General features: G+C 46.9%; 7 protein-coding genes. All 7 read left to right on the forward strand.

Annotated features, from left to right (window positions below; all coding sequences use genetic code 11):
* The first annotated feature begins 34 nt into the window (after positions 1-34).
* The 7 genes from EBR25_06205 to EBR25_06235 all read left to right on the forward strand — a co-directional run bounded on the left by EBR25_06205 (position 35) and on the right by EBR25_06235 (position 11555).
* Complete coding sequence (locus EBR25_06205) at positions 35-1903, forward strand: hypothetical protein (GenBank protein NBW40587.1); 1869 nt, start codon at positions 35-37, stop codon at positions 1901-1903.
* 33 nt (positions 1904-1936) lie between these two features.
* Positions 1937-2929 (forward strand): AAA family ATPase, encoded by a 993-nt coding sequence (locus tag EBR25_06210; GenBank protein ID NBW40588.1) that lies wholly within the window; start codon positions 1937-1939, stop codon positions 2927-2929.
* 13 nt (positions 2930-2942) lie between these two features.
* Positions 2943-3830, forward strand: a complete 888-nt coding sequence (locus tag EBR25_06215) for a DUF58 domain-containing protein (GenBank protein NBW40589.1) — start codon at positions 2943-2945, stop codon at positions 3828-3830.
* Positions 3827-5668, forward strand: a complete 1842-nt coding sequence (locus EBR25_06220; GenBank protein NBW40590.1) for a hypothetical protein — start codon at positions 3827-3829, stop codon at positions 5666-5668. The genes EBR25_06215 and EBR25_06220 overlap by 4 nt, the downstream gene beginning before the upstream one ends.
* Entirely contained in the window at positions 5665-8274 is a 2610-nt protein-coding gene (locus EBR25_06225; GenBank protein NBW40591.1) for a VWA domain-containing protein, read from the forward strand. Before EBR25_06220 ends, EBR25_06225 begins: the two co-directional genes overlap by 4 nt.
* Positions 8275-8617: 343 nt before the next feature.
* Positions 8618-10660: a phosphoenolpyruvate--protein phosphotransferase gene (locus EBR25_06230; protein NBW40592.1), complete on the forward strand. Its 2043-nt coding sequence runs from the start codon at positions 8618-8620 to the stop codon at positions 10658-10660.
* A 145-nt stretch (positions 10661-10805) separates the two neighbouring features.
* The gene (locus EBR25_06235; GenBank protein ID NBW40593.1) at positions 10806-11555 is read left to right on the forward strand and encodes a DUF374 domain-containing protein; all 750 of its coding nucleotides are present in this window, start codon (positions 10806-10808) and stop codon (positions 11553-11555) included.
* Positions 11556-11597 lie beyond the last annotated feature (42 nt).

Below are 11597 nucleotides of genomic sequence, written 5' to 3' on the forward strand. Positions count from 1 at the left end.
ACTCGGGTGCCTATTCGGCTTTCAAAAAGAGGGTATGGATCAGCAAGTATTTGAAGAAGATCAACATATTCAGTTTCTTCGAACTGCATCTACCACTCAAAAACGTAGGGTAAAGTTAGCCGCGCTCCTGCTTTTTCTTTCCGTATTAGTGCTTTGCATTTCTTTCATTCTTATCCTCTTTCGTCTTGAACTGATGTCGATGGCTGTAGGAATAGGATTTCTTTTTATTGCTAGTGGTATTTTTTTTGCTGCAAGGTTTTATCGCGCTAGAATCGTAAGAAGCGAACAGTTCGCTCAAATCGCCGATCAGCAGTGGAATACACAGGGACGCTTTGTTGCGCTTTGGGATGTTTATATCAGACGTGCTCTGACTCAAAGAGCAGATAAGTTTGCTCTTATTTCAGATCAGCTTCGTCGGACAGGGAATTCGTTTTCTCCCGCCGACCTTCCTCGAGATTCGTCTGTCTTGTATACGGGCCTCGGGCTATTCGTCTCTTGCCTTTTCCTCGGAATGGTAATTGTTTCTGGCTTTAATTCAGAGGCAGGACGTACTGAAGCTGTTCGCAAGAAAATGAGTAGTGAGATTGCTGAGCTGGAAAGTCGTTATCCTCGTATGCCCGAGTTGGTTCAAGAAAAACTTCAGAATTTACAGCAATCATTAAGAGATAGTGATGTTTCAGACAATGCGCTCATAGAGCAGTTTGATAGTGTAATTAGTGATATTCGTGCCGTATCAGAGCTCTATCGTGCAATTCAACCAGAGGAGGAAATAGAGACATTACCAGAAGAGACGACAGAAGATAGCGAGCCTAACTTTTCCCCTGAACGTTCCAATACGAAAGAAGACAGGGAGGAGCAACAAGAAGAAGACAAGACTTCACAGCAAGGTGATCGTGAAGAGAGTGAAGGGAGTAATACTCAATCGAATCAGCAAAAAGAGAGTAGTTCGGAGGGTAAAGAACAGGGCGAACAGGGCGAACAGGGCGAACAGGGACAGCAGCAATCCGGAAGTGAGCAGGGTCAATCCGAAGGAGGCGAGCAAGAGGCGCAGCAAGGAACTCAAGGGAATAGTGGTGATGCTCAAGGTGAGCAGTCGGCTGAGAGTGGTGAAGGAGAGGCGTCTGAGACAAAGCAGAGTGGCGCTCAAGAAGGCAAGGATGATGGAGAAGGCAGCGAAAAAGGAGAAAGAGACTCTGGAGAGGAGGGGAAAGGGAGCAGCAATAGTGAGCAAGGTAATAATGGACTTGATGCAAGTCCGTCTGATACTTCACCGCAATCGACCGAAGTTTCAGCTGCGAGTGCACTTGATGAAGTGAGTGATGTTCTTGAGGAGATGAAGGAGAGTCTTGAAGAGGGCCTTCAGCAGAAAATGGAAAAAAGGGAGAGTCAATCGAGAGAAGAAGGAGCCGAGAATCAAGGGGAGCAAGCGAATAATTCAAATGACCATGACGCTGGCAAGACAAACAAAGAGTTGCCTGATGAGGGAGATCAGAGAAGTTCTGACCATACGAGCCAAGAGACTGGAGAGTCTGCTGAACACAGTGCTGCTCAGCAACCCGATGATTCGAAGGAGAGTCGAGAGCTTGGAGAGGAAGCAAAAGAAGCTGAAGCGAAGAGTGCAGTTCAGAGTAAAGACGAGCAACAGCTCCGTCGACCGGGTGATGAGCAGGGAAATGGGTTGAAAGAGGGGAGTGTTGGCTTTGAAAATAAGCAGATAGGATCAATGACAGAGAAAATTGACTCTCAGTATGCCGAAACTACGGGGCAGTTTTCCATAAACGATAAGGAGGTATCCTCATTGCGAGATATGAAGCAGGTTGAGCTTGCTTCGCCTGAAATCAGCAACGGGCCTCGGACACAAAGAATTCCTCCAGAGTATAGAGATATTTTAAAGAGTCGGTAATTTTTACTTGAGGTGAAAGGAGAGAAAAAGCTCATGGAACACTCCGCAAAACTTTCTAGTGCATTAGAAGAGTTTCAACATATCTATACGCAGCTCGATAGAGAGCTTCATAAGACGATTGTAGGATTGAATAACGTTATTGAAGGAGCTTTGGCAGGTATTTTCTGTGGCGGACATGTCCTACTTGAGGGAGTGCCTGGTATTGGGAAGACGTTACTGATCAAAACAATCAGTGCGGCGCTTGGACTGAATTATAAAAGAATTCAATTTACTCCAGACTTGATGCCGAGTGATATTACCGGAACAGAAGTTCTTACGGAGGATGACTCTGGTAGGCGTGGATTTCAGTTTAGTCCAGGCCCCGTATTTTCTCACATCGTACTCGCAGATGAGATTAATAGAGCAACACCAAAGACACAGGCAGCACTTTTGGAGGCTATGGCCGAGGCGCAGGTAACAGTGCTGAATAAAACATATCCCCTCCCACAGCCATTTTTTGTTTTAGCAACCCAGAATCCTATTGAGCTCGAAGGCACATATCCTCTTCCGGAGGCACAGTTAGATCGTTTTCTTATGAAGCTTTGGGTTCCAGCGCCAGCACCAAGTGAACTGAAGGAAGTGCTTATTCGAACAACGGGAGAATCGGAGGCGAAAACCAGTGCTATTTTCACTGAGAATGCCGAGAGTATTATTAATTCTATGAAGTACCTTGTGCGGCAGGTGGTTACACCAGAGCCTCTTCTCGATATTGTGGTGCGGCTTATGAGCCTGCTGCAAGCCGATACAGATGATGGCACCGAGCTTGCTCGAAAATATATCCGATTTGGCCCAGGCCCTCGTGGCGCACAAAGTGTTTTGCTTGTAGCCAAATTTTTTGCGATTCGTGATGGACGTATTCATATTTCAGTAGACGATGTGCGTCGTGCCAGCATACCTGCACTTCGGCATCGAATTGTTCTAAATTTTCAAGCTGAAGCAGATGGAGTACGAACCGATGATATCATTGCAGATGCCTTAAAGCGGTAGAGGCCATGAAGCAATGACGGATTTTGAGATACTCTCTCCTTCATTTTTGCGCCAGCTAGAGATGCTTCAGCTCCGTTCGCGCCGTCGTTTTCTCGGTACGCGTCACGGGGGAAATGCTTCGTTAAAGCGCGGGCACGGAATTGAGTTTGCAGACTATCGTCGCTATGAACTTGGTGACGATCCGCGTCACATTGATTGGGGAGTATACGGCAGAACTGATCGGTTATTTGTAAAGCAGTTTCAAGAAGAACAAGATCTGACCGTCTTTTGTCTCGTTGATAGTACTGCATCGATGCACTATCCAGTCGTGGATCAAAAGTTTAAACGAGCGTCAGAGCTGGCCCTTGGCATGTTATATATTGCGCTCTCACAGCATGAGCGAGTTCACCTTACTGTTCCTGGGCATATCGCTCTTGGTCCGAGTACCGGGCCAGCATTTATTCATTCATTAGCGAATGCGTTGGCAGAGAGTCCTGAGGTGATGCCAGAGCTTCATGCAGCAGGGATTGAGCAATTTCTGATGCAGATACAATATCCTGGAGTTTGTATTTATATTAGTGATTTCTGTTCGCCGCTCGAAGAGATTCAAAGGCAGCTTGAGCTTCTCTATACCCATAATCTCGATGTCATCCTCTTTCGCGTTACTGGAGAACACGATGAAAATCCGAGTCTTTCCTCTTCTCGTGCAATCTTCGTTGATAGTGAAACCAATCAAGAGCTTAACCTTGAATGGTCCCCATCAATGCTGCGCGAGTATCGCTTCCGATATCAAGAGCATGAGCAACATATCAGAAAGCTGGTTACGAAATATCAAATGCGATATTTCGTACTAGCTTCTGCTACTTCGGTTCTCGATTTCTTTTGCCATGAACTCCCAAATGCGGGGGTATTGAGAACATGATTTCTATTGTATCTCCCTGGTATTTCATGTTGCTTCTTCCAGGTCTTGCCGCGCTCCTTTTTGTATATCGAAAGTATAGCAGTGAACAAAAAATACGGTTAGGAACTCTCATGTTTCTTGAGAAGCTCGAGGAGAAGAGCGTCTTTCGAAAAAAGGTTCGACTCCCCCTTCGTTTTTTTGTTGAATTATTGCTCCTTGCTCTTTTGATAGCAGCGCTAAGCGGAATCTCAGTTTTTCAACATCAAGAAGTCATAGCCGTTGTTGTCGATACATCAGAAAGTATGGGACATATGGACGAGGTCGGTAAATCACGGCTGGAGTCCTGCATCGAGCAGATGAAGAATCGTCTTTCAATTGAGTCGAGTGCTGCGCGATATCGGCTTTTTACGACTGCTCCAACCTCTCGAGAAATAACCTCTCAGCCGATTTCACGAGAGCAGGTAATCAGTGCCCTGAATCAACTCGAGCCGGTAGCATCAGAGGGAGAGCTCTTCTCGTTAGGGCATCAGCTGGGCTCAGGAGCTGAGATAACAAAGATCATTACTACTTCTGATCGAGCGCTTGGCTTTGGCAAAGGTGCGCCTACTATCTACTTTGAAAACCTAGAACCACGGATAGAGACAGAGGACGCGTCAAATCTTGCAATAACGTCGATTCAGTTTCTTGAAAAAGAGCGACGGATTGAAGGAGAGGCCAAGCTTTTTGGAGGAAACACCGGAAGTGAAACACTATTCACCGGAACACTTAGCCGCATTGATATCACGAATGGAAAACGGGCGCGTTGGAAGACCATTGAAAGTTTTTCGGAGCGAATGAAGGAGGGAGTATCACATAAGTTTCAGATCGAAAATGTTCCTGTAGGAGCCGCGTATCATGTTGATCTTCGGATTGCGGGACAGAGTGATTCTTTGGAGGCTGATAGCGAGGCATGGATCATTACTGAGCGGGGATTAGAGAACAAAATAGCGGTTTACTCGCCGAGGCCTATCGATACGTTAGGCTTGCCCAAGATCCCAAGTCTTCAATTTGTAGAAGTATCAGAAGACACTCCTAAGAACTCTGAAGACAATTTTCGCTCTCTGATTTCCTATCAACAGCGGCACTCTCGATTCATTGATTCTGGACTTTATATTTTGCCTGTTGTCGAAGAGCCTGAGTTGGCTCAACTCATTCGACCAGCGGGAAAAGTATTGCGAACCCAGGCGAATCATCCATTACTTGACTATCTTGATCTTCAATCGCTTGCTTTTAATGAGGTAATTCCCTTGCAAGTTCCGGAGTGGGGCGCTCCGTTAATAGAAGTGGAGGCTGGTGTTATCGCGTTCGCTGGAATTTTTGAGCGCCGTCCTATTGTTGCCTTTGGTTTTGAGATTTTCCCCCTGGATTATGGGACAACACCTGTTAGCTCAATATTTTTCTTAAACGCGATGAAGTGGCTTGCGTCGAGTGGAGACGCGGTGAGTAGAGAGCTGAATGTGCGATGGCCATCCGAGTTTGCGGATAATGAGCTTTTATTTGTTTCGGCTCGTGATAAAGAGGGGGTATTGCTTCGCTCGGAACCGCTTCCAGTTCACCGTGGGTTACTGTTTTCTCCGAATGGGGATCCGGTACGCGAACAGAACTTTTTTGCTCAAGCAGAGTCTAATCCTAGTGTTTCCTCTGACACCATGCCGACTATTGAATGGGACTCTGATGCGCTTTTTCCATTAGCGACTGAAGAGCTGGGAGACGGAGAGCATTCAACACGAACTCTTCTCATTTGGGCGGCATTCCTGTTGTTACTTTGCGATTGTGCTCTCGTACTTTTTTCACGGAAGTATGTTATGAGGGGCGTATGATTCCTGTTGGCGTTGAACATAGCGCTCTGCTCTATCTTGCGTTGGCTGTCGGAGTTATTGGGAGTGCCGCTCGTTATTTCTATTTCAGGGAGAATCAATTCTTCTCTTGGTTAAGAATTTTTATACTCAGTGTGCTTCTCTTTACTCTCTCACGACCGTATGGAAGCAAAGACGAGGAGCAAAAAGAATCTTTGAACGTTCCGGTACGTATATTAGTGGATATTTCGGAAAGTATGAGCGTGGATGTCGTTGAGAAAGAACTTCAGGCTGTAACGGAGGAGCTTTCTCGTCTGGGCCGAGGTTACGAGATTGTGCCGTTTGCGGGAGGTGTCGGCGCGGGTGTTCAGAGCGTAAGGGGAGCACTCAATCAGGGAGGTCGACTAGAGATCAGCCAGACATCGCTCGGAGCGGCTCTTGAGCAGACGTTAGACTCTCCATCCCGAGATATTGTTCTTATTACTGACGGAGTTGAGACGGCTGGGTCAGCTCGTTCTATCATCTCTTTGCTTATGGAGAATGGTAATCGACTCTATCCGCGAATACGGAAAGATCTTCGAAAGAGTCAGCAGGAAGTGGTGCTTGAAAATCTCGTTCTTCCGCTTCATCGAGAGAAAGGTGCCGTTGTAGAAGGTAGTGTCACGTTTTCATCGAGAAGCCAATCAAAGGAAGCTGGCACCTTGGTACTGACTATGAATGGAGAAATTATCCTTGAGGAAAAAATGGTCTTACGCCCCGGGGAGAATCAGATTCGAACGTTTTCTCTGCCATCAACTTCTCAGGAGCAAGATAAAGTAGAAGTGCGATTTTCTCCTGACGGAGAAGGAAAGAGCGTTCTGAGTCGTACGTGGTATCTTCACACGAAGTCGGGTGAACATCTTTTACTGCTTTCTCGGAATGACATTGAGAGTCGCTATCTTAAGACCTTATTTGAGAGAATGAGCATTGAAGTTGATACGACTCTTCAAGCGGGTCAGATGTCATCATTGAGTAAGTATCAAGCCGTCCTGCTCAATAATGTTCTTTATAAAGATATTCCGAGTGCAGTTCGGAGAGAAGTAGCGGAGTACGTTCGAGCTGGTGGACATCTTATCGTCGTAGGAGGCGAAAACAGCTTTGGACTTGGAGGGTATGTCGGAACGGAGATTGACTCTCTTTTACCTGTTGAATCCCTTATTCCTCGCAAAGAGATTAAGCGAGTGAATGTGGCGGTGCAGCTTGTGTTAGATAAGAGCTCAAGTATGAAGTATGGGCAAAAGATAGAGTTCTCGAAAGTTGCGGCTCGAGAAGTAGTTCGGAACTTAAAAGATGGAGATTATTTCGGGGTTATCGGATTTGATACTACTCCCTTTATTGCTTTTCCACTGCGACGGCTAGCTGAATATAGGAATATGGCTATCAGTCGTATTGCTACGCTCTATGCAGCCGGAAAGACCAATCTTTATCCGGCGCTGGATGAGGCGCGGCGTGGCCTTGTTAATATTCCAGCAGGCCGAAAGCACGCGATTGTGCTCACTGACGGACGCATACCGGACGGGGGGCCTCAGTACTTACAACTGGTGCAGCAGATGCGCATGAAAGGCATTACTGTTTCAACGGTAATGATGGGCGCGGATGTTGATACCAGTCTATTACGCAGCATGGCGCAGTATGGAGGGGGAAGTTTTTATCAGACGAGTGATGCAAGTGCGTTGCCACGAATTTTTCTTTCAGATGTTCAAGTCAGTATGCGCGAAGATACCATGAAGGAGTCGAAAGAGTACTCTGTCAGACGTCGAACAGATCGAGCGGAAAAAGACTTTTCGATATCGCTTACGGAGTATCCCTCAGTTGCAGGATATGTCAGTACCAAAGCACGCCGACCCGAATATGTGGAGCTATTAGTAACGGGTAGCGGAAAGGCCGAACCCCTCTTAGCAACGAGAAGGCTTGGTATGGGAAAGACCGTCGCATTTACTACCGATATGAGTGGTCGCTGGTCGAGTAAGTGGGTTAGCTGGGGTTCGTTGCAGCAGTTTTGGCGAGAGCTCCTTTTCCCTGATAAGGAATCAATTGAACAGGGGAGTGCTGATGAGCCAGATTATGATTTTCGTTGGTACTTTGATGGTGCAGATCTGGTCTTGGATACGATACTTTTCGAAGAAAATGAGCAACTCCGTTCGCTTTTGATTACTGAAGGCTCGGGAGTCACCCAAGAGTTTGTGCCTGAGCGAGTTGCAGAGGGGAGATACCAGGTTCGTGTGTCAAAAGAAGTATGGAGCACCTCTCCGCTGACGGTTTCTGGCACTACTGAGGAAAAGCAGTTTGGGCCAATCACGATTCAACTGGGAGGGGATGTTCGTGATGAGATGCGACCAGATTCTGTACAAATTGAGTTATTAAATGAGCTAGCAAGGAGAACTGGTGGCGCTGTGAATACCTTACCAGATGACCAGTGGCTTGCTGGTAAAAAAGCCAAGAGAGGGGTGGTGCGCCGTGACTATACAGAACCCTTCCTCTTTTTCGTATTCCTGTGTCTTCTCATTGATATCATAAGAAGAGCAATTCCTTCTCGGAGGCTCTCCCCACGTCAGAACCTGCTCTTGAGGAATAAGAGAGTGTACAGGTAGGGCCAGAAGCCAGGAGCAGTGGTGATGAAGAACCGTGGTTTACTTGAGTAAAGAATCGCTCGCTGTTAGGCTCGTGGGGTAGGAAGGAGACAAAGACAGGGGTCTAATAGTCTAAGTATTTGATTCTACAACATATATTTTCTTATGAGGTTCTCTCTCGTTTCGTGTGAATGGTCTCTTATTTGCACTCGTTAACGGCTATTTTTTCAATATTTTTGGGGGTGAGTTCTTTTTCGGGTTCTTTCAGATGTTTTATCTCCATAACGAAATAGCGTGAAGTTTGGCTCGAGTTGTGGCTCGATGTGATCCGCGCCGAAATGTAAACCATTAAGAAGAGAGCTTTGTGGAACAGAAGAAAGAAGAAACTCCTCAGTCAGCAATAGACAGTAGTTCCAACGATACAGATTTAAGTAAAGCAACGGGTCCAAGGTCGGAAGAGTATCCGGGACGTGGTAAACCTGTTCCGCGTAATCAACCGTTTGCCAGTGCGAAGCTCTCTGGACTGAGCGAGCATGAAGGGATGGTGGAAGGGACGGTACGAATCGTACCCGCTTTCGATGATAAATGGGATAAAGAAGAGTTTGCTGATGGCCCAACTACTCTAGAAGAACAGCAAAAGAGACTCTCTATTGGATTTGAGCGCTCAAAAAACGATCTGTTAGTAGAGTTTCAAGCTACGGAAAGCGAGCTGCAAAAAAAAGGTGGTGAGGCTGGAAAAAGTCCGTCTGATATTGATCAAGAGATTCAGACGCATAAAGCAATATTTGAATCGCACCTAATGATAACGGAAGATTTGTACAATAAGGCACAGGCGTTTCTATCAAGGAGCTTCATAAGCGAGCTCCCATTTACTGCTGAATACGCGGTATATATCGTTTCAAAGCTGGCCGTAGCAACGCTGCAAAAACAAGAAGAAGGCTCGTACGCTAAGGCGCGAGGAGGCGAGATTGAAGACCTCCGGATGTCATTTCAATCGAATATAGTTTCGCCTTTAGCAGCTACGCCTATTCCGCCTGGAACAATATTAGTAGGCAAGCGTCTTAGTGCTTCGCATCTGAAGCATGCTTTGCCGAAAGAAAATATCCTCGGTTTTTTCACGGAGGAGGCGGCGGCGCATGCGACTGATCAAGCGCAGACCTTCGGATGGGCGGCTATTACGAATGTGAAAGGGGTTACGGAGAAGATTAAAAGCGGAGAAATAGCTGATGGGAACCATATATTTATGGATGGAGACTCAGGGAGTATCTGGCTGCATACAACATCGGACTGGATTACTGAATTCTATCAAGAAAAGGGAGGAAGACCTGCAACCAATACGCTCGTTGAGATTCCATCCTCTTACGGGCTAACTCGGTGTAGAGAGAAACCTATTCAGTTTTCCGCTAACATACTGCGTCCAGAAGAATTAGCGGATATACATAAAGTTTGGCCTAGTGGTGCTGGGGCTGTCGGACTATTTCGCACAGAAGAAGTAATCACGGCTCGCCACCTTGAGTACAGTGAAGAGGGGCAGTTTCGACTCTATCAGCCCGTTGTCGAGGCTTCACATAGGGCAGCCCCTATCTTTCGCTTAATTGATTGGGGGGGAGAAAAGTCTGAAACAGGAAATTCTCAGGGAAATCCAGAACTCGAAGATCGTGGTATTCGGCATAGTTTGCTCAATGAGGAGACTCGGGCAGTTTTAAGAATTCAGCTTCGGGCGCTACTCCGCGCTTCAGAACAGGGCCCAGTTGCTATCCTTGTCCCCATGGTGACCCACGCAGCGGAGCTGAGAGAGTTTAAAAAGGAGCTTAGCAGGGCACGGAACGAGCTGGCTGAGCAAAGTATTTTTCCTCCAGTCGAGCATATTTCTATCGGTTCGATGATTGAGACTCCGGCTGCAGTAAGGGGTGTTCAGCATATCCTTGAAGAGGTGCAGTTCGTAAATATTGGCTCTTCTGATTTGACGCAGTATATGCTCGCAGCATCAAGAGGGTATACGCCTGATGCAAAAGGAGAGTGGACAAAACAGTTTGGGCCTCATCATCCAGTTGTTCTTGAGGCAATACACGATATTATTGAGGCTGGCCATGCGAACGGAAAACAGGTTCATGGATGTGGGAAAATGTTTTCTAAGGATTTCTTTGCACCCCTTGCTGTTGGCCTTAACTTAGACTCTATTAGTCTGCCACCGAGGACAGCTTCTGTGGTGTATGAAGAGCTCGCTCGGCTTGACTATGTGGCATGTCAAGCATTCGTAGGATGGGCAGCGCAAGAGAGTAGAGGCAATCCAGTGCTTGTTCACGATGAGCTTGAGCGATTCCATGATTGCGTAAGTAAAGGGACGCTTTGGGAGCCACCTCGGGCCGAGCCGCTTGAGCCAGAACCACTTTCGATTCAGGTATAGCCGTTGCTTACGGGTTCTGCCGTATTTGCCCATTTTTCGGTAAGGCGCATGCTTTCCCTCATTTGGTTCCGTTATGATTTAAGGTATGTAGCATTTCCAAGTAGCGCTTTTACCCTGAAAAATTGTAACTTTAAGAGTTATTGAGGTGTTGGTTTCTGATGGGATAGTGCATCGGAAGGAGATTTTTCGCGAAGAGAGAATGAGAGTCTGTTTTCTTGGGTTTATTGGTGCACAGTTTCTCCGTTTTATTCACTGGACTCTTCGGTGGGAGAAGCATGGGCTCGATATTCAAGGAAGACATTGGAGTCTTGGACTGCCAGCTATCTTAGTTATCTGGCATGGAGACCAGCTTATGGCCCCTTGGGCCTATCGGATTGATTCTGAAAGCCTTCGTGAGGCAAGACGTACAATGAGCAATAGCCGCCTGCTCCCTCGACAAATTAAAGCGCTAACGAGCCAACATGCGGATGGACGTATTATCGCTCAGACCCTTGGGCGTTTAGGGATAGGAAATATCGCGGGTTCCTCAACGAGGGGCGGAGTAAGAGCACTGGTGGCGATGCGCCGAGCAATTGAATCAGAGAGGTGTCACCTAGCGATTACGCCAGACGGCCCGAAGGGCCCTATTTACAAGGCAAAACCAGGAGTAATCAGCATCGCCTCTGCAACGGGTGCTCCAATACTACCGGTTGGTTTTGGATATGAGAGGTCGTGGCGGATTAAGAGTTGGGACCGGATGGTAATCCCCAAGCCGTTCTCTCGGGCACGAATGATTGCTGGTGAGCTCATGCGAATACCATCAGAACTTTCTGAAGAACAGCGGGAACAGTACATCACCGCACTCGAAGACGAGCTGAACCGACTCAATAAAGTTGCTAGTGAGGGCTTTGCATGAAACTTACCGAAGCTGAGCAAATCGTCTACAGTATTGCGCTGA

Source organism: bacterium (assembly GCA_009926305.1).
In the GTDB taxonomy this organism is placed as follows: domain Bacteria; phylum Bdellovibrionota_C; class UBA2361; order UBA2361; family RFPC01; genus RFPC01.